18 protein-coding genes are annotated in these 20,423 nt (G+C 39.7%); 11 read left to right on the top strand and 7 right to left on the bottom strand.

Annotated elements, in window-relative coordinates:
- Positions 1 to 523 precede the first annotated feature (523 nt).
- On the top strand, positions 524 to 2,731 hold the full coding sequence (locus A3860_RS15460) for a DUF5723 family protein (RefSeq protein WP_158085270.1): 2,208 nt from the start codon (positions 524 to 526) through the stop codon (positions 2,729 to 2,731).
- 103 nt (positions 2,732 to 2,834) lie between these two features.
- On the opposite strand, the gene A3860_RS15465 is transcribed toward A3860_RS15460, so the two are convergent.
- The gene (locus A3860_RS15465) at positions 2,835 to 3,284 is read right to left on the bottom strand and encodes a hypothetical protein (protein WP_081147630.1); all 450 of its coding nucleotides are present in this window, start codon (positions 3,282 to 3,284) and stop codon (positions 2,835 to 2,837) included.
- A 256-nt stretch (positions 3,285 to 3,540) separates the two neighbouring features.
- Here A3860_RS15465 and A3860_RS15470 point away from each other — a divergent pair, with 256 nt between their 5' ends.
- On the top strand, positions 3,541 to 4,629 hold the full coding sequence (locus tag A3860_RS15470; RefSeq protein WP_262497310.1) for an AI-2E family transporter: 1,089 nt from the start codon (positions 3,541 to 3,543) through the stop codon (positions 4,627 to 4,629).
- A complete protein-coding gene (locus A3860_RS15475; RefSeq protein ID WP_081147632.1) occupies positions 4,626 to 5,540 on the top strand; it encodes a YihY/virulence factor BrkB family protein in 915 nt (304 codons plus the stop codon). The genes A3860_RS15470 and A3860_RS15475 overlap by 4 nt, the downstream gene beginning before the upstream one ends.
- Positions 5,541 to 5,843: 303 nt before the next feature.
- On the opposite strand, the gene A3860_RS15480 is transcribed toward A3860_RS15475, so the two are convergent.
- Together A3860_RS15480 and A3860_RS15485 are read right to left on the bottom strand one after the other, a co-directional pair.
- Positions 5,844 to 6,134: a hypothetical protein gene (locus A3860_RS15480; RefSeq protein WP_081147633.1), complete on the bottom strand. Its 291-nt coding sequence runs from the start codon at positions 6,132 to 6,134 to the stop codon at positions 5,844 to 5,846.
- A gap of 26 nt (positions 6,135 to 6,160) precedes the next feature.
- Positions 6,161 to 6,496 (bottom strand): hypothetical protein, encoded by a 336-nt coding sequence (locus A3860_RS15485; protein ID WP_081147634.1) that lies wholly within the window; start codon positions 6,494 to 6,496, stop codon positions 6,161 to 6,163.
- A 159-nt stretch (positions 6,497 to 6,655) separates the two neighbouring features.
- Here A3860_RS15485 and A3860_RS15490 point away from each other — a divergent pair, with 159 nt between their 5' ends.
- From A3860_RS15490 to A3860_RS15505, 4 genes are all read left to right on the top strand, one after another.
- A complete protein-coding gene (locus A3860_RS15490; RefSeq protein WP_245843548.1) occupies positions 6,656 to 8,299 on the top strand; it encodes a Na+/H+ antiporter in 1,644 nt (547 codons plus the stop codon).
- Positions 8,300 to 8,378: 79 nt separating this feature from the next.
- A complete protein-coding gene (locus A3860_RS15495) occupies positions 8,379 to 8,939 on the top strand; it encodes a helix-turn-helix domain-containing protein (RefSeq protein WP_081147635.1) in 561 nt (186 codons plus the stop codon).
- A 390-nt stretch (positions 8,940 to 9,329) separates the two neighbouring features.
- Positions 9,330 to 10,400: a fatty acid desaturase family protein gene (locus tag A3860_RS15500; protein ID WP_081147636.1), complete on the top strand. Its 1,071-nt coding sequence runs from the start codon at positions 9,330 to 9,332 to the stop codon at positions 10,398 to 10,400.
- A 4-nt stretch (positions 10,401 to 10,404) separates the two neighbouring features.
- Positions 10,405 to 11,931 (top strand): B12-binding domain-containing radical SAM protein, encoded by a 1,527-nt coding sequence (locus A3860_RS15505; RefSeq protein ID WP_081147637.1) that lies wholly within the window; start codon positions 10,405 to 10,407, stop codon positions 11,929 to 11,931.
- 25 nt (positions 11,932 to 11,956) lie between these two features.
- On the opposite strand, the gene A3860_RS15510 is transcribed toward A3860_RS15505, so the two are convergent.
- Positions 11,957 to 12,532, bottom strand: a complete 576-nt coding sequence (locus tag A3860_RS15510; RefSeq protein ID WP_081147638.1) for a helix-turn-helix domain-containing protein — start codon at positions 12,530 to 12,532, stop codon at positions 11,957 to 11,959.
- Between the two features lie 207 nt (positions 12,533 to 12,739).
- On the opposite strand from A3860_RS15510, the gene A3860_RS15515 reads away from it, so the two are divergent.
- From A3860_RS15515 to A3860_RS15525, 3 genes are all read left to right on the top strand, one after another.
- Entirely contained in the window at positions 12,740 to 16,111 is a 3,372-nt protein-coding gene (locus tag A3860_RS15515) for a chemotaxis protein CheB (RefSeq protein ID WP_158085271.1), read from the top strand.
- 35 nt (positions 16,112 to 16,146) lie between these two features.
- A complete protein-coding gene (locus A3860_RS15520) occupies positions 16,147 to 16,533 on the top strand; it encodes a response regulator (protein ID WP_081147640.1) in 387 nt (128 codons plus the stop codon).
- A gap of 99 nt (positions 16,534 to 16,632) precedes the next feature.
- Positions 16,633 to 16,989, top strand: a complete 357-nt coding sequence (locus A3860_RS15525) for a hypothetical protein (protein WP_081147641.1) — start codon at positions 16,633 to 16,635, stop codon at positions 16,987 to 16,989.
- Positions 16,990 to 17,057: 68 nt separating this feature from the next.
- Here A3860_RS15525 and A3860_RS15530 read toward each other — a convergent pair whose 3' ends face one another.
- Complete coding sequence (locus A3860_RS15530) at positions 17,058 to 17,696, bottom strand: toll/interleukin-1 receptor domain-containing protein (protein WP_081147642.1); 639 nt, start codon at positions 17,694 to 17,696, stop codon at positions 17,058 to 17,060.
- A gap of 323 nt (positions 17,697 to 18,019) precedes the next feature.
- Here A3860_RS15530 and A3860_RS15535 point away from each other — a divergent pair, with 323 nt between their 5' ends.
- Positions 18,020 to 18,475 carry a YybH family protein gene (locus A3860_RS15535; RefSeq protein ID WP_081147643.1) on the top strand — a complete coding sequence of 152 codons (456 nt, stop codon included), beginning with the start codon at positions 18,020 to 18,022 and terminating at the stop codon, positions 18,473 to 18,475.
- Between the two features lie 49 nt (positions 18,476 to 18,524).
- Here the strand turns inward: A3860_RS15535 and A3860_RS15540 are convergent, their stop codons facing one another.
- Both A3860_RS15540 and A3860_RS15545 read right to left on the bottom strand, forming a co-directional pair.
- Positions 18,525 to 19,289, bottom strand: a complete 765-nt coding sequence (locus tag A3860_RS15540; protein WP_081147644.1) for a slipin family protein — start codon at positions 19,287 to 19,289, stop codon at positions 18,525 to 18,527.
- Between the two features lie 123 nt (positions 19,290 to 19,412).
- Positions 19,413 to 20,306 (bottom strand): tetratricopeptide repeat protein, encoded by an 894-nt coding sequence (locus A3860_RS15545; protein WP_143774122.1) that lies wholly within the window; start codon positions 20,304 to 20,306, stop codon positions 19,413 to 19,415.
- Positions 20,307 to 20,423: the final 117 nt, after the last annotated feature.

A 20,423-nucleotide genomic window follows, 5' to 3' on the forward strand; every position in this document is an offset into this window, starting at 1 on the left:
CCTGGCATCAAAAAAAGACCCAACTTCATGTTGATCGTTATTAACGAGATAAATGAAGACAAAGCGGAAACGTATCCTATTGCCTTATCAACACCAGTTCAAAGAATGCTGGAAGTATTAAGACGATCCGCAATCCAGCTATTAAATAAAAAAATCCGGGCGAGATCCCGGATTTTTTTCATTAGATAAAATTCAATGGAATAGGTTCGTTGTTATTTGTCTTTTTTACTAATAGATCAACGTACAAAGGTGAACTTGTTTTAAATGATGCAGGATACACGATTAAATAAATAAATTACATCATTCACACATTTTCATAAGTGTTGCCTCTCTGCAAATTATCAGGCCACGCTGTTCGTTTTTTATATACTAACGTTGAAGGTATATTATGAGGTGCTTTAACCCCCTTTCCATTTCAATACAGATTTTTAAATGCCTGTATAACGGGTATGCTTATCGAAGCAATTACCTAAATAATAGTATGAGAAAAAATTATTTACTCTTTTGTTTTTTATTGATGATAGTGAGTACAATCCGATCGCAAACTTTCCCGGGATACCGTACCGGTAATTATACAGGTGTAAACGGCGTCGTGTTCAATCCGGCCAACATTGCAGACAACCGTTACATGTGGGATGTTAATGTTATCGCCATCAATGGCTTTGCAGGTACCAATCAGTCGGGCCTGCGTTTTAAAGATATAACCCGGTCTTTCAATGCAGACTCATTAAAATCAAGACTTTTGAGCGGCAATGATCACATCAATAGTTTAGCCTATGCCGATGTACTCGGGCCTTCAGTTATGTTTAGCCTCAGCCCTAAAACATCGCTTGCTTTTACAACGCGGTCGCGGGTATTTGCCAACGGTAGTGATATAAATGGCAACCTGGCAAATGCTATCATTAATGGGGGAACAGCTACGGCCGGCGTGCCGTTTACGTTCAGTAATAATAATATGCTGGTACATACAACCGGCTGGACGGAAATCGGTGGTTCGGTTGGCCAGGTGCTAACCAATAAAGGCAACCGGAATTTCTTCAAAGCAGGTATTACCATTAAATACTTAGCCGGAACAGCAGATTCCTATTTATCAGCTAATGACCTTTCCGGAAACGTAGATGGGGTTGGAAACAATTATTTAACCGCTACAACCGGATCTCTTTCTTTAAATACCACTGATGCCAATTTTAGCGATTACAAGTTCAAAGATTTTTTTAAATTCAATGGCCATGGTGTAAGTGGTGATGTTGGATTTGTTTATGAATGGCGCCCGGCAACGGATTATTCCATGTATGAAACAGACCGTTTTGACAATAAGTATAAATTAAAAGTAGCAGCTTCCCTTTTGGATGTGGGGAGAATAAATTTTAACAGAAACAGTAATGAAGCTGCCAGTTATGCAGTTAACATTCCACATGGAGAAGCCTTTGAATTAAACAAGTTCGCCGATAAATCAGTAAAGGATTACAAAACCATCCTGGATCAAAGCCCTTACTTTAAAGGTACAGCAGTTGATAATTCATATAAAACAACCCTGCCCACCACTATTCACGCAGAAGTGGATTATATGATTGGAAAAGGTTTTGCCCTCAATGCTGCAGGCCAGTTCACCACCAACAAAAAAAGTACACTTGCGCTATATTATTATAATGTGTACAGTTTTACGCCTCGCTGGGAAAATAGCCTGTTCAGCATTGAACTTCCCATGAGTTATAATGAGTTGACACAATTCAATGCCGGCGTGGCCTTTAGGGCGGGACCATTTTTTATCGGTTCAGGAAGTGTGCTTTCTGCATTGGTGCATGATTCCAGACAGGCTGATCTGCATGTTGGTTTCCATTTCGGAATGAAGTATAAGAAGAGGTTCAAACCTGACTTTGATAAAGATGGTGTGTATGATGATGTAGACAAATGCCCCGGAATTGCGGGCCTGGTGCGTTATAACGGTTGCCCGGTCCCTGATACCGATGGCGATGGTATTAATGATGAAAATGATTCCTGTGTAACAGTGCCTGGCGTGGCGCGCTACAATGGTTGTCCGGTCCCTGACACAGACGGTGATAGTGTTAATGACGAAGAGGATTCCTGTAAAGATGTTGCCGGCCTTAAAAAATTCAACGGATGCCCCGATACCGACGGCGACAACATAATGGATAAAGATGATAAATGTCCAACTGTAGCCGGTGTTGAAAAATATGCAGGCTGCCCGGTACCTGATACAGATAAAGATGGCGTGCCCGACGACGAAGATCTTTGCCCTAATGATCCGGGCCCTGCATCTTCAAAAGGCTGTCCTGTTGAAAAAGTAGTGGTTCAGATTACGGCCGATTTCAAGAACATCCTGTTCGATTACGGCAAAGCCACCATAAGACATGAATCGGATTCCATTCTTTCGAAAGCTGCCAGAACGATGATCGAGCAAATAGGCAACTCTAATTTCTATATTGATGGTTACACTGATAATAAAGGTAGCGTGGCCTTCAATAAAAAATTGTCAAAAGCAAGAGCACAGGCAGTGGCGAATGCCCTGATCGCAAATGGGATCGATAAATCGCGAATAATAGTGCGGGGCTTTGGAAAAGATAACCCTATTTGTGATAATAATACGGAACGTGGAAGGCAATGCAACAGAAGGGTTGAAGTTGTGATCAGAAATATAAATCAAAAGCAAGAGCAGCGAAGTATAAAAGTTAAATCATACGGTGTTGTAAATAAAACCCCGAACGATTAAATGAATGAATTAGCTTTTAAAATGTATTCCCCTGCACCGGTATTATAAACCGTGGCAGGGGAATTTTTTTCTGCAGCCATTCTCAGTGGTAATATTTATTCTATTAGTTCGGTATTGTATCGATAGCCGCACTGTTAGGTCTTCCGTCTTTTATTCGTTTATCTAATTTGGCTTGATTATTTTCAATTTTCTTCTTTAGATCCTGGATGTCCTTATGTAATTTGTCCAGATTTTGGGATTCTACTCTTGCATTCCTGGAATCTTTTTTGGCATCACTGGCTTTATTTTTTGCTCTTCTGGCCAGCTTCCTACTATCTGGATCATCACTTAATTTATCTGCTGCAGTTGAATTTATATTCGCAGAACTCTGTGCTTTCTCAGAAGCATCTTGCTTTTTATTAGTTTGTTGTTCAAGCTGGCTTAGAAGTTTGCCCAGCTTTATTTGATTGCGATGAATTTCCATTGCTAACGAAAGGGAATCTGCATTCACCTGGGCTGTTATTGATATACAATATAACAAGCTACCCGAGATCAATAATAATAGTTTTTGCATATATAAAGGTGGGATTTTTTCTGAACTACATAATTATATGATTCTGGATAAGAATTACATTATTCTCACATTCCTGAAGTGTGGTGATATGAACGTCTATGAACCTGATAATATATTTACAACAAATGACCACGTAATACAGTTAAGTATAATCACTCTATTAAAATCCTGTATTTTTGTATTGCGGTTTCATTACTGGCCCACTGGTAAATAACATTTTCTCATGGATCAATATTGAATAAGCCATATGAAAGAAATGCCTGTCACCATAAAGCGTTCAATTGAATTGCTGGGGCTTTTTTTGATTGGGGCAATAATTGTTATTGGAAAGATTATCATCATGCCCCTTCTGATGTCCTTTTTTATCAGCATTATACTGTTGCCGGTATACCGTTTCTTCAGAAAGCATAAATTCCCTGATGTTTTAGCTGTTATTTTACCGATATTATTAGTAATCATCGTTATCGCACTTATAATCTGGTTATTTTACAACCAGACAAGCTTTCTCCTTCATGATTATTCTAAAATAGAAAAAAATATAACCACACATCTTAATGCGCTGAGTTTATGGATAAGCCGGGTGTTCGACTTCTCGCCAACAGAGCAATTAAAGTTTATCAGGGATCAAAGCAATAAATTTTTCAGTTATGCAGCCAGTATTTTGAGCGGCGCAGCTGGTTCGGCTACAGGCATTTTGTTATTCTTTGGATTATTGCCCATTTACACTTACCTGTTAATAATGAATAGAAATATTTTTATGAAATTCATCTTAATGTGTTTTGAGCCCAAAGAACATACTAATATAAAAGACGTTATGCAGCAAATTGAAAAGATGGGTAAAAAATATCTGTTAGGCCTGCTGATCCAGCTGTGTTACATTACTATCCTTTTATGGGCAATACTGGCTATATTTGGTATAAAACATGCATTGCTAATAGGAATTATATTTGCCTTCTTAAACCTGATCCCATACCTCGGCGCATTGATAGGTAACATTTTAGGTGTATTGATTACATTGGCTTCATCCGAAAGTGTTGTCGATATCCTGTTTGTGTTGGGTGCTATAACTGTAGTACAGTTCCTCGATAATAATATTTTGATGCCGCGTATTGTAGGTTCACAGGTAAAGCTCAATCCGCTTATTTCCATCATAGGCATTTTTATTGCCGGAACCCTTACCGGGATCTCCGGAATGTTTCTTGCCCTGCCGGTCATAGCGGTTTTAAAAATTATTTTCGACCGCACTGAGCAATTTAAAAAATGGGGGGTGCTATTAGGTGATGAAAAACCTGCAAAACCGATGCATTTCCCGGGCTATCCTCTGACGAAAAAAATAAGCTCATGAAATGGATACCGATCTTTTTTGCGCAGTTATGGGTTTCCCTGAGAACGACCTTTAAAACCTTTATTGCCGAAAATCTCCTTCGCTATAGCGCCTCTCTTTCTTACTATACTATCTTTTCGCTGGCGCCTTTACTTATTATTACCATTTCCCTATTAGGATATCTTTTTGGAAGACAGGCTATGGAAGGAAGAATATTTTCAGAAATACGCTCACAGGTTGGCGATGTTGCTGCAATGCAGATCCAGCAAATGATTCAGCATATTGTTTCTGCTCAGTATTCCTCTGTTGCAGGGGTTGCGGGGATCATAGCAATGGTGATTGGTATATCAGCAGTTTTTACAGAAGTACAGGACGCTGTCAATCACATCTGGAAGCTCAAACCAATCCCGAAACTTAACCGGAAGAAATTCCTTATCAAAAGAGCGATATCTTTAGCGATATTCAGCGTCATTGGCTTTATACTTGTTTTGTCATTAATAATGAACCTGCTGATAGATATGTTGGGTAGTTACCTGATTGACTTTTTTGCAAATGCCGGCGTTATTATGGAATTTGCAATTAACCGCATATTTATAATTGTTGTTGTGGCTGTATTATTTACATTCATGTTCAAGTATCTGCCAGATGGAAGAGTGAAATGGAAAGATGCAATTAAAGGAGCTATATTTACTTCGTTCTTATTTATGCTTGGTAAAGCAGCTATAGGTTATTTTCTTGGTCACATACAAACGGCTTCCACCTATGGTGCTGCAGGCAGTCTGATTGTTTTGCTTCTATGGATTTACTATTCAAGCGTTATTATATACTTCGGGGCAACATTTACAAAAGTATATGCGTATTTGTATGGAGGAAAGATCACTCCCAGGTCATACGCAGTTTATCTGGAAACGAAAGAGGTCTTTCCAGGCTAAAAATTAAGCTCCTGAATCATTCGCCGGCCCGTAGCCTGTCGGGGCCGGCAAGCATCAATATCAATTTTGCTCCTTGGTTATCAATTTATTCTTTGCTATGTGTATCTTATGTCCTTTTTTATCGATCCAATAATATTTTGAATGCTTGTCAATATAAATGGTTTCACCATTTTTTTTATTTTAAAGGATAATTATGAGCGGTGTATTACAGAAGGCGGGCATAAAAAAAGGATCAGCTAACATGACCCTTTTAGTATATGTAATTTCAAACAATTCTTTATCCGTTCTGTGCACATTGGCTTTTTATTGCCTGATTATGCGAACACTATTATTGTATTCGATCAAAAGATGTAATACTTTAATTTTTTCAATTATTTTATTTCTGAAAGTGCTATGGAACCGGGTTTTGTTAACTTCCTTTAAAGCGCTTTCATATTTAACTACAGCTTCTTCATACAGGCCATTATTTTCATTCCTTATTGCTTCATTAAACAAGTCAACAGAGATATTCTTTTTACGTGACAGTAAAGAGCGCAAAACAAGAATAATAATTGACAGCCCTATGAATAAAATGAAGTAATAATAAAATGGCATATAAAATATTTAGTGCCGGTAGAAAATTAACCCTTTCCCGTTAAAAGCTGTGTACTAATGTATTCTTCATAATCCTTTAGGAAAATTTTATTGTCTCTGGCCGATTCAAATAAAGATTCCAGATTAGAAGTTTTGAAAAAACCAGAGGTGACCATTCGGGTGAGTGAAGGGTTGGCATCAACCCAGTCGGTTTGCAGGCTGTGGTTCTTTAAATAAGATACAACGATCTCAACTTTGAAATAAACAGAGGCTTCTGATATTCCTGATCGTAAAGCAAAAAGTTCACTCATGGCTTTTGGATAGTTTGCCGGATTAAACTTTTCGTTGTTCTTAATAGTGATATTATTTGTATTGATTGTCATAAAATATGTTAGATTGAATATCCCTAAACCTTTTCATGATTTCTATGTTTGAATGTGTAGGAATAACTAAATACAACAGCATACAAAACTGTGTCTTTTAATTCAAATAACAGTTACATAATTGGAGAATTAAGTTATATTATTCACACATTTGAATGAATGATGGAAAACTTTAAGATCATCATTTTTATATTAGTAGTGTTGATCAGCTTATCTGCTCTTGTTGATAAACTAAAACTTCCTAATCCCGTTTTTCTGGTGTTGGTGGGGCTGATCATTGGATTTATACCTGCATTGCCTGGCCTGGTTATGGATCCGGATGTTGTATTTCTTGTTTTTTTACCGCCCTTACTATATGATGCAGCTTTCCGTACTTCCTGGCATGAGTTTAAAACCAATATAAAACCCATATCAGCATTAGGTGTCAGCCTTGTTTTTATTACTACGCTTGCTGTTGCCATTACAGCCCGTTATTTCATTCCAATGTTTAGCTGGCCGCTGGCTTTTCTAATGGGCGCAATCATTTCTCCGCCCGATGCGGTAGCTGCAACCGGTATCATTAAAGGTCTTGGACTGAACACAAAGGTCATCAGTATTCTGGAAGGTGAAAGCCTTGTTAATGACGCTTCTGCTTTAATTGCCTACCGCTATGCACTCGTAGCAAGCATTACGGGAGGTTTTCTGTTGTGGCAGGCTGGTTTACAGTTTTTGTATGTTGCCGGTGGTGGCATAATTATGGGTTTGCTGATTGGCTTTATACTAATATTTATTCATAAAAGAATCGAGAACCAGTCTATAGTTGAAACCAGCCTTACCTTGTTAACTCCATTTTTGTCTTATTTAGCTGCCGAACAAATACATGCCTCCGGCATACTGGCTGTAGTAAGTACCGGGCTTTTACTGGCGTGGCGTTCTCCGGAAATATTTTCTTACCAAACAAGGATACGAACAAGAGTGGTTTGGGACACTTTAATATTTTTGTTGAACGGCTTTGTATTTATTCTCATTGGCCTGCAATTACCCGGTATTTTAAAGCAGTTAACAGGGTATAAATTATCTACGCTTATAGGTTATGGAATGATCATTAGCGTGGTGACTATTTTAATACGCATGATATGGGTTTTCGCGGGGGCTTATTTACTCAGCTTGTTTAACCGTGATAAGAAAGAACATAACGGTGTACCGCCCGATCTGGAACAGTATGGCAACTGGAAGAATGTTTTAATAGTAGCCTGGACAGGAACAAGAGGGGTGATCTCTATGGCGTTGGCCCTTGCGCTGCCGCTTAAACTTTATAATGGAAATGTCTTTCCGCAAAGACACCTGATCGTATTTGTTTGTTTTGTTGTGGTTTTTGTAACGCTGGTAGTACAGGGATTCTCCCTTCCCCTGCTGATCAGGCTGCTTAACGTGAAACCTTCTATTAGTGAGGATAAGGAAGTAAAAGAACTCCAGTTGTATATGGTGAACAGCACGCTGCATTTTATTGATTATGAATTTTACCCACAGCCGGCCGAGCGGGTCAGGATGGAGTTAAAAAAGAAATTTGAGCAGGTAGCCGGAAAATTAGCCAATGAGATCAATATACATACAAGAAATGAAAACCAGGAAGAACAGTTAGCTGTAAGAACGCTTACCGAAATGCAAAAAGCGCAGATAGAGATCGGCCGGTTTCAACGGGAACTGTTGCTAAAACTCCATAAAGAAGGCCGGTTCAGCGATGCAGCAATAAGGATGGTGGAAAGGGATATGGATATAGATGAATTGAAATTGAATCAATTGCTGCCTAAAGAAGATAAATAAGGAAGTTTTACGTACATTTAAGTAGGAAACGCCGTCATACCTGTACTACCTTTCTATACTGGCGGTAAAATTTGCTCCCTTGATATTGTATATTAAAAATATGGTTTGCCTCCGCTGTAAGATGGTCGTGAGAGAGGAATTGACAAAACTGGGTATCCATTTTACTTCAGTAGAATTAGGCGAAGTGGAAGTGATGGAGAATATTTCAGCTGAACAAAAGGAACAGATAAAGACAGCGTTATTGAGATCGGGCCTCGAATTAATGGACGATAAAAAGAGCATTTTGATCCAGAAAATAAAAAATGTTATTATTGAAAAGGTCCATTATTCAGAAGAGCCGTTGGCAGTAAATTTTTCTGAATATTTAAGCCAGAAATTAAACTACGATTATACCTACCTGGCCAATCTCTTTTCAGAAGTGCAGGGTACTACGATTGAAAAATTCTTAATAGCCAACAAAATTGAACGGGTAAAAGAACTACTCGTATATAATGAGTTTAATTTAACCGAAATCGCTTATCGGATGCATTATAGCAGTGTGGCGCATCTTTCGGCCCAGTTCAAGAAAGTAACCGGTCTTACCCCTTCACATTTTAAACAGCTAAAAAATAAGCGCCGGTCCATGCTGGATGAAATGTGAATCAAATCATTCCTTTATTACACCATTACTGCCCTTTCTTAACAGGGGAAATAATGCCCCATAGAACTGCTTTATCTATAAGTGTGAATTGTGTAACATATTTAATAAAATGTATAACATGAATAAAAAACCAGCTATTATCCTGTTCCGGTTTTTCATAGGATATTGGATTAATTCAGGGCTGGATTTTTATCCTGGCCCTTTTTTTAGATCTAAAACGATGACATTCAACGCCATTCATTAGTTTAAATGATGCCCATCATTAAACACCGTTCAGTAAATAATGTGTGAATAATATAACTCTCTCTAGGAAGTATATAACAGTTATACTGTGAAATTAAGTCAATTTTGATGGAAGCAGCTATGCTGATTTAAAAATACGGTTCGGGTATGCCTAAAATAACATTTAATAACAAGGACCATTTGTTTTTCCAGTCTGTTAAAAGATCTGTGGAAGCTTATTTTCAAAACAACCGGCTCAAAAAAACCGGAAACTGGAAATTGTATACAAAAGCATTGGTATTGATTCCGGTTGCTGTTGCAGTCTATTGCTGGTTGCTGTTTGGCAATTATAGTTGGCCGGTTGGCGTATTGCTTTCCGGGCTTTTTGGTTTCAGCCTGGTATGCATAGCGTTTAATGTGATGCACGACGCCTGTCATGGCAGCTATTCCGGAAAGAAATGGGTCAATGATTTCATGGGTTTAAGTATGAATGTTTTAGGCAGCAATGCGTTTATCTGGAAGATCAAGCACAATATTATTCATCATACCTATACCAATATAGACGGAGTTGACGATGATATCGCCAATGGCCCGTTATTAAGGCAATGCATTACCCAAAAATGGATGCCTATACATCGCTACCAGTTCATCTATATGTTCATCCTGTATTCTGTAAGCACGCTTGCCTGGATGTGGGGCACTGATTTTTACAAGTACTTTTCAAAAAAGATCCATACTACCGTTATTAAAAAAATCGATGCCCGGCAGCATGTCATATTCTGGATCAGTAAGGTATTGTATCTGTTTTTTTATGTTATTGTACCTGTTTATTTTTTAGGGTGGCAGGCATGGTTAACCGGTTTTTTAATTCTTCATATAACAATGGGGCTTGTTTTATCTATCGTATTTCAGCTGGCGCATGTGGTGGAAAAAACTTCTTTTGATTCGGTTGCAGAAAACAGTAAGGTGATAGCATCGGAATGGGCTGTTCATGAAGTGAAAACCACTGCCGATTTTGCCCCTCGAAATAAAGTGATCAGCTGGCTAGTGGGTGGTTTAAATTTCCAGATAGAGCATCACCTTTTTCCGCAGATCAGCCATGTGCATTACCCGGCATTAAGTAAAATAGTACGGAAACAATGTGAATTATTTGGTTTGCCCTACAACTATTACCCAACCATGAGTGAGGCCATTTACTCGCATGTGCGGCTCATGAAACAATTAGGAAGAAACTATTAATAATATGCGATCTCTTAAAATAGGGGTAATTGATCTTGTATGTAAAAGCCCCTCCAGGTCCTTATGGGGAAAGATCATGCATGCTAACCTGGCCAGTATAATGCCTCAGGTGATAGCCACCTGGTGCGAACAGGAAGGGCATACCGTCACCATGATATGTTATACTGGGAATGAAGATTTGCGTAAAGAGCTACCGGAAAATGTAGACTTGATTTTCATTAGTTCATTTACCCAGGCGGCGCTCCTGGCTTATGCAATCAGTAACTATTTCCGTAGCCGCGGAATAATAACCGTTCTTGGTGGTCCGCATGCACGGTGTTATCCCGATGATGCTATTCAATACTTTGATTACGTACTGGGTTTTACCAACCGGGGAATAATTACAGAGTTATTGAATAATTGTATACCCCAACGTCCTGTAGGAAAAAAAATGTGTGCCGGTAAACAACCGGCAAATTTATGCAGCATACAGGAGCGATGGAAATTTATTGAGGCTACTTTAAAGAAGGCCCCTTTTATTAAGATTGTGCCTATACTGGGAAGTGTTGGTTGCCCCTATACATGTTCGTTCTGTATTGATTCAACTGTCACTTATCAGGCATTGGATTTTCAAACAATAAGTTCTGATCTTCAATTTTTGCTTACAAAGTATAAAAAGCCGTGGATAGCATGGCATGACCCGAATTTTGGTATACGGTTCGACGAAAGTATGCAGGCAATCGCTTCGGCTGCGCCGCCTAAAAGCTTTCATTTTATTGCAGAGAGCAGCCTTTCTGTTTTGACAGAAGGTCACCTGAATAAATTAAAGGAAAATGGTTTTGCCGCCCTGCTGCCAGGTGTAGAATCATGGTACGAATTGGGTAATAAGGCGCGGGCTTCACATATTACCGGAGCCGAAAAAGTGAAACAGATCTCCGAACACATTAATACTGTTTTTCGTTATGTGCCATATGTACAAACAAACTTTGTACTGGGCCTCGATAGCGATGCGGGGGCTGAACCATTCGAGCTTACCAAACGCTTTATTGATTCTTCCCCTACCGCTTTCCCCGGGTTTTCGCTCCTCACTGCTTTCGGTGAGGCTGCTCCGCTGAACCTGGAATATCAAAGAGCAGGACGGGTACTTCCATTTCCATTTCACTTTCTTAATAATCACTTGGCTATGAATGTGAAACCCAAAAATTATGATTGGGTCGACTTTTACGACAAAGTGATTGATCTTACAGAATATGCATTTTCACCAAAGGCGATCTATCGACGTTTTATGCATACGAAAGGTTTTACATCGAAATGGATGAATGTTATGCGCGCCATTTCTTCGGAAGGTTGGGGCCGGTTGAAATTTTACCGGCAGGTAAGGCAAAACCTTATTCAGGACCGCAACTTTAGAAAATATTTTGAGGGGGAATCGCAGCAATTGCCAGAGTTCTATAAAAACATTATTAAAACGGATCTCGGCGTGTGGTGGCAATGGCTGCCAGATACCGCCCTGTTACATAATGCATATGCGTATCTTCAGAAGACCAATTAATTGTTGTACTAACTGTAATTCCCTGCTATTTCTGGTTACCGCACACCTTTTCAACGAGATCACGTTTATTGCCATTGTTTTGTTTGAAGTGCGTAGGGGAAAGGCCGGTGATTTTTTTGAACTGCGCCGAAAGATGTGCAACACTGCTAAAATGCAATTTGAAGGCTATATCCGTGAGGGAAAGCTCTTTGTAAATGAGTAGTTCCTTAACCCGTTCAATTTTGTGGCAGATATAGAATTTTTCTATAGTAATGCCCAGTTGGTTTGAAAACAGGTTCGACATATAGGTGTAATCATAGTGCAATTGATTACTAAGGTATACAGACAGGTTTTTGACTAACGGTTCGTCTGTGTGGTAGATGAGATTAATAATGAGGGCCTTAATTTGTTGAGCCAGGATAGTTTTTTTGTCTTCCAGTAATTCCAGATCTAATGATAATAGAGTGGATTTGATCTGATTAAGCTGGGTATCGGAGATGTTCTCTTTCAGGCTAACCTCCCCCAAATTCACTTCACTATACTGAATACCAAGCTTTTCCAATGCATCTTTTACAACAATAATGCAGCGGAGGGTAGCCATATTTTTAATGTAGAGTTTCAAGTAAGTTTATTTTCGGCAATTGACTTAAACAGGAAGCTCTCTTAGGGGGATCAGGTCAGTTGATCATTGGGTGTGGCAAATAACTTATACCATAATTGTACCAGCCCTGCTACATTCTTCAACACCAGAATGCGATTTGTAACCATAGCCTTAATAAATGTACCTTGGAAAGGTTTTTCGACCATAATTTTCAGCAAATGCTACATCATGTCTGAATTTCACATTAAAGATAAAAACAAGGAACCTTCTGATAATCTTTTCCCGGTAGTGGGCGTGGGAGCCTCGGCTGGAGGCCTGGAAGCTTTTAAAAAGCTGATGAAGGCTTTACCGGAAAATGCAGGAGCCGCCTATATTTTGGTACAACACCTGGAGCCGTCGCATGATAGTATGTTGGTGGAGATACTGCAAAAGACCACATTAATACCCGTACAGGAGATCACCAATAATGTACGGGTTGAGCCAAACAGGGTGTATGTGATCCCTTCGAACAAATTGCTGATGGCAAATGATGGCCGTCTTGAATTAAGTCCCCGGGGGCCGAAAGGCGAGAAAAATATGCCTATCGATCTTTTTTTCACCTCGCTGGCTGAAGTTCACCAGAGCCAGGCGATCGGCGTGGTTTTATCCGGAACCGGAGCCGATGGTACCCTTGGATTGAAGTCGATCAAGGAACATGGGGGCTTTACTTTTGCCCAGGAACCACAATCTGCTGCCTTTTCCGGCATGCCTCAGAGCGCTATCGATGCGGAAGTAGTGGATTTTATTCTTAAACCCGAAGAAATCCCTTTGCAACTGGCCAGGATATCGGAAATTTTCAGAAATGGTTTGGAGGTGGAAAAAGAAGAAGGGAAATCGGCCAGGGAAGAGGCTTTTCGTCAAATAATTGCGTTATTACGTGTACGGAAAGGAAATGATTTCACCTATTATAAACAGACTACCATTCGCAGGCGCATCATTCGCAGGATGGGCTTGAACAAGATTGAAAATATTACGGATTACCTTACCTATTTCAGGGAGAATATTGCTGAACAGGATCTTCTGTATCAGGATCTCCTTATTCCGGTAACGGATTTTTTCCGCGATCCGAAGGTTTTTGCAGCACTATACGAATCCGTGTTTCCAAACATCTTAAAGGATAAAGATGATGCTAACCCGTTGCGCATCTGGATCGCCGGCTGTTCAACCGGAGAAGAGCCCTACTCAATGGCCATCTGCCTGAGCGAATATTTAGGAGATAAGGTAGCCGACTATAAGATCCAGATCTTTGCGACAGATATTTCTGAAAAATCGATAGCAAAAGCCCGTATTGGCATTTACTCCAAAAAAGAGCTGGGCGGATTAAGCGCCCTCCGGGTGGAAAAATATTTTACTAAAGTAAATGGCGGCTATCGTGTCAATAAGTCCATCAGGGATATGTGTGTGTTTGCCTGCCATAATTTTTTGAAAGATCCGCCCTTTGCAAAAATGAGCCTGATCAGTTGCCGGAATGTACTGATCTATATGGAAACATTTCTCCAAAAAAGGGCGTTGACCACTTTTCACTACGCGCTGAATGAGAACGGATATTTGTTACTGGGCAATTCAGAGACTACAGCGCCTGCGGCAGAGCTGTTTGCAACTTATGGAAAAAGTGAAAAGATCTATACAAGAAAAAACGTTCCCGGAAAGTTTTTGCATCCTTCTTCCAATAAAACTGAAAATATATCTAGAGACAGTGTGGACACTGTTAAAAAGGAACCGGGGCGCGACGATTTTCAGCGGAGCGCCGATGAGGTAATTGTACAAAAGTTTTCACCGCCCGGGGTAGTAGTAAATGAAGAAATGGACATTGTGCAGTTCAGGGGGATAACTGGCGCCTGGCTTGAACCGGCACCAGGAAAAGCGAGCCTGAACGTGCTGAAAATGGTTAAACCAGGACTGGCCTTTGAACTGCGGAATGCTTTGCATAAAGCAAAAACGGATAAAAAACCGGTGGTGAAAAAAGGGATCTCTCTTGTTGCACCTGAGAAACAGCAATTGGTGACCATTGAAGTTATTCCGTTGTTGAATACGATCGAACCCTATTATCTGGTTCTTTTTGGGGATACAATGACTAATGTGCCAGGCGAAGACCTGGAAAGGTTAACCCGGGAAGCCCTGAATAAAGAGTTGGCCGAAAGCGAACGGAACAGTCAATTGGAAAGAGAGTTGGCCCAGTTGCGTGAGGATATAAGAAGCATTACCGAAGATCAGGAAGCGGTTAATGAGGAGCTGCAAAGCGCAAACGAAGAGCTGTTGTCGGGTAGTGAAGAGTTGCAAAGCCTGAATGAAGAACTGGAAACATCAAAGGAGGAGATCCAAAGCACTAATGAAGAGCTGACTACGCTGAACCAGGAGCTTCAGGACCGGAATGATCAATTGAATATTGCCCGGTTGTACGCCGAGTCCATAATAGCTACCATCCGGGAACCACTCATTGTGCTGGATAAGGAGATGAAAGTAAGAACGGCTAACCAGTCATATTATAAGAAGTTCAAAACTACAGAGGGGGATACGGAAGGGCAATCCTTTTATCAGCTTGGAAACAGACTGTGGGATATTCCAGAGCTTCGATCGGCCCTGGAAAATAGTTTGTTGACAGATGGCCGTATTACTGATGTGGAGATCAAACAAAGATTTGAAGATATTGGAGAAAGGATCTTGTTGTTAAATGCCTGCCGGATAGCCAGAAAAGATAATGGTGAATTATTAGTATTACTGGCTTTTGAGGACATCACAGATACCAGGAACCGGGAAACTGATCTCGTTAATTTTTCGCGTGAACTGGAAAGTAAAGTATCAGAACGCACCCTTTCGCTTAAAGAAGCCAATACCTTGCTTAAACAATCAAATGATAGTCTGGAACAGTATGCAACAATTGCTTCCCATGATTTGCAGGAACCCTTGCGAAAGATCCGGACTTTTTCGGCGCTTCTGAGTGAACGGTTTAGGAAAGATATAGATGGTGAGGCCAGGGAATTGATCGACAAGATCGGCCTGGCTGCAAAACGAATGTCAGAATTGATCAGTGATGTACTTAATATTTCAAAGGTATTGGACGCTAATGTTTTTGAACAGGTAGACCTGAACGTTATTCTGCAAAATGTAAAGAAAGATTTTGACATGCTGATTGCACAGAAAAAAGCCATTATAACACAGGGTGAACTTCCGGTTATTAAAGCGGTGCCATTGCAAATGAACCAGCTTTTTTACAATCTGCTCGGCAATGCTATTAAATTTTCCAGACCGGCTGTAGCGCCTGTGATCCATATTTCCTGCCGAATGCTCCCGGCCGGCGAAGTGCAAACGTATCCATCTCTCAATAGCACCTCCACTTATTTTGAAATTATTTTTTCTGACAATGGTATAGGCATCAATGAAAAATTTATGGAACAGATCTTTCTGATATTCCAGCGATTAAATGCAAGGGACCGTTTTGAAGGAACTGGTATCGGCCTGGCCTTATGTAAGAAGATAGTATTAAATCATAGAGGAGAAATTTATGTACAATCAAAAGAAGGGGTAGGAACAGAGTTTCATGTTCTTCTTCCCAGGGAATAAAGGTTCTTTTTTTCACTTATTTCAAATGAAAGACTATGACTATTTTGCTAATTGATGATGATGAAGACGACAGGAAGTTGTTCTTTGAGGCAACCGCAGAATACGATGACACGATTAAATATGTTGCTGCAGCTGACGCCCGGGAAGCACTGCTATATTTGAATAATGCAGCCAATGTTTTACCTGATTTTATTTTCCTGGATTTGAGAATGCCGGGCCTGAGCGGAGAGCAATGCCTGATAGAAATTAAGAAAGACCCCCGGCTTGCTGCTATTCCGGTGATCATTTACACAACTTCCAGGGATGAAAAGGAATCTGTAAGGCTAAAAGGGCTGGGAGCAGCACATTTCATGAGCAAACCGGTTTTGCCGGATGATGTGTATTATATGGTTTCGTTTGTGCTTGGTGAAAAATGGAGTTAGTTATTGAACATGCTGGCCGGGTGACGGAATAAGCACTTTAGTCAATAAAATCTCATAAGTAATGGTAAGTGATACGTTTTGAGTATATTTGAAATTTTTATGACAGAAGATCAACACATTTTTAAAAAGATTGAACTGACAGGCGACCGGGTATTACGGTTAGCTGCAGTAGAACTTTGTAATGAAATTATAGAGAACAGGTACAAAGCCGCTGAAATCATCGATTACCTGGGCAGTAATAAAGTATTTGGGCTTATTGCGAGGATGAAGAAGCTCGAAGCGCATAAAGACGACCCTGAAGTTAAAGGGAGATCAAGGCAATTAGCAAACGCCTACGAGTATTCAATAGGAAAGCTCTACTACGAAGATAAAATTAAGGCATTGGCAACAGCAAAAGAAGACCTGGCCCATTTTTACGAAAACCAGGAACAGTATTATGTGAAGAAGGATGCGTGATAGATCAATCGTTGATTCTAAAATGCAACCAGGCCTAAAAATAAACCTGCGTACACAAATGGCTTAGATCATGGTACTATTTTGGCGAGGCCTTTTTTATCGTCTTTGAGTGTTACATGACGAAATATAGACTTATTATTTTCAATCAATGTATCTAGTATTTCATCTGTAAGGTTGGGGTCAATTCTTCTGCGAATTCTTTCAAAACTTGCCGTTTGATAACCTCGTTGGTTCAGGTAATTGAGTATGGCTTTTACCTGTGGATCTTCTGTATTCGATGGCATATTTGGAGTTGCGTTTGTTGATACAATAGAACTTGGATCTATTTCTTCATAAATTTCTTTAATTTGTTCAGTGAGCAAATTCCAGGGAAGTGAATTGGGCACAGTGAAGTCTAAATATTGAATGGATTCTAAACGAGGATGCATCTGACATTGACTGATTTTTATTGGAATAATTGTTTTGCCTTTCCCAATTGCATAAGCCCATTCATAAGTTACATAAGGCGATTCAGTCGAATATGAACTTAGGGCGATTAACACAGCTCCGCTGGTAGAAATGCCATCTTCAATGCCTTGTCTCCAATCGGCGCCGGCTACCAGGCTGCCCTGGTCTCTCCATAAATCAATACCTGCCTCTTTAAGTTTGATTTCCATTAGTTCTGCAAAAAAATAATCCTTCGTTGAATAACTTAAAAATACGGTCATGGTAGTTTCGGTATTAGTTACTGCAAAATGTCAAAACCCAATGCAATTGAACCATACCAAGATTACTAATATATGAGGATAAAAAAACGGGTTTTTTTCACGTTTTTTTACCTGTTTTGAAACATAAAAGTATTATTAGTTTCTTCTGCCTCCATGGTGCCACTGGTTCAAATATTTTTCAATGTCAGCTTGTTTTAACAGTTGTAGCATTGCATTTTCACCGCCCCTATACCCCCATTTACCGGCAATCTTCCATTTTTAGCCTAACAACACTGTTCTACAGCGTGAGGTATGTTTAGTTTCGCTTCTATAAATTCAACACAATGACACCAGAAGCGAATAAAGAAGCCATTAAACATGCCTATGATACGATATTTAAAACATTCGAAAACCTTGATTTCAGAGCGGCTGCTAACTGCATTACAGCTGACTGCGACTACATCACCTTTAATGGAATGCATTTGCAGGGGCGTGAAGCTTATTTGCAATCGCATGAAGAAATGATGAACAACTTTATGTTCAGAGGGGCCAAACTGGAGGGACAACTGCAAAAGATCCGTTTTGTAAACGACACCACTGCTATTGTAATTGCTACCGGCGCCATTCGTTTTCGCTGGCAGAAGAAAGCGCCTAAAAGCCGTCAATCGATCAATACGGGTGTATGGGTGAAGAACGAAGAGGGCGAATGGCAGCTCACCGCTTTTCATAATTGCCGCATTCAGAAAATTCCCTTTATTGGCAGGGTGATGATGATGCTAACTAAAAAGAAGAAAGGATAATATCCAGCACACAAAAAAGCCCTCATCGTGTTGATGAGGGCAGCCGGTTTTATTCGGCTTCTTTTTTGTTTTTCACTAATTCACTAAAGCTTTTTGCGGCATTCGAAAATTCAGAGGGTAATAATACGATCGTAGTTGTATTGTTGTCGATCCCGATTTCTGAAAGCATTTGCATCCTTCTTAATTCAAGTGCGATAGGACTACCTTCCATTTCTTTTGCACCTTGTGTAAGTTTTATGGAAGCATCCAGCTCGGCTTCTGCTTTTACTATTCGTGCTCTTTTTTCTCTTATTGCTTCTGCTTCTCTGGCCATTGCCCGTTGCATTCCTTCCGGAATTTCCACATCCTTCATTTCAACCATTTCGATCTTTACACCCCAGGGTTCAGTCGTTTGATCTACTATCCTTTGCAAATTGGAATTTATTTGCTCCCGCTCTCTTAATACTTCGTCTAAACTGTGCTGCCCTATAATATTTCTTAAAGCTGAAACCGAAAATTGATACACAGCTTTGTTATAATCCGCAACTTTAATGATTGAATCTTTGGGATTTGTAATACTGAACCATAGAACAGCATTTACTTTAATAGTAACGCTATCCTTTGTTATCGTCTCTTGTTGCTCAAGCGCAACTGTTTTAGTTCTTATGTCTACCTTTTGTTGCCTTTCTATTAATGGTATTAACCAATAAAGTCCCGGGCCTTTTATAGCTTGAAACCGGCCCAGCCTGAAGACAATGGCCCGTTGATATTCCTGGGCTATTCTTAGCCCGGAAAGGATTAATAAGATGATTAATCCTGTGATTAATAAGATCATTTTATATCGTTTTATTGTTCGCTTGATATATGTGATCTTATTTGTCGCAGAACTAACGTTAAGATTACAATAAATTTAAAAAAAATGGGGGAGGGGATAACCTACTGAATGACAGCTTATGATTCAATTCTCCTTTTCTGCAAGCCCGGCAACTTCGGCCAGTGCCAGATAAAATGAGCTTTCCTTAAATTCCCTGATGAAATGTTCCTTTGTGGCCTTTTCCCCGTTTTCAAGATCGGGACGTGGCATCTCAACTGTTTTATTGAACAGGTTTATGGTGGCTGATCCCGAATAATAGGTCAGGGTATCAGTTTTCGCTGTTTTGCTACCGAAATTGGAAGTCACATAGCTGAAAGAAGGGAAGGTATCAAATGTACATTGTATGGAATTTTCCGCTTTATTTAAATAATCCCTGATCGCGTTTTTAGAATACAGTTTCTTAATTACCCGCACACTGACTTCGTCATAGCTGTCAAAACTCTCAGGAAGCAACAATTCCAAAACTTTATCGTATTGTTTTAACCCTTCATAACAACGGGCATACAGAAAATCATATTTTTCTTTTTGCATGTGATAGCCCGTTCCACAGTTGTAAGTGATTTTGTATTTTTTTACAGCATCTTCCAGGTATTTATATGCCTTGTTATACTGCTTGTTTAAAATATAGATCCTGGTTAAGTAAATAGCTGCACTGTTTTTATAGCTTGATGTATAGCTTCCATAACCGTAAATATTGGTTGTTGTATCGCCCCGAACGTCTGATGAATGATAATACGTGGTTGCATAATGCTTCTCTGTTGACTTAATAATATTCAGAAACATTTGCTCTGCTTCATGTAGTTTATTGAGCTCCCAAAGCGCACAGGCAAGTTGGTAATATTTATCGTAATTCTTTGAAGTGGGTTGTTGTGTTGCCAGCTGCGCATACTTTTTATATACTTTTTTGTCATTTGCATTGGGTGACTGATCCAGATAATTAATCGACAGTGAAACGGTTCTCCCTGCCAGAGTTTTCACTGCGTTAAGAAATGAGGAGTCAATAGTATAGGTAATCAATGTATCCTGACAGTAAGCCCAATGCGCATTGATTAAGATGCAAACAAGAAGAAATATTTTAATATGAAGCCTGCCGGG

The organism is Niastella vici (assembly GCF_002077945.1).
In the GTDB taxonomy this organism is placed as follows: Bacteria; Bacteroidota; Bacteroidia; order Chitinophagales; family Chitinophagaceae; genus Niastella; species Niastella vici.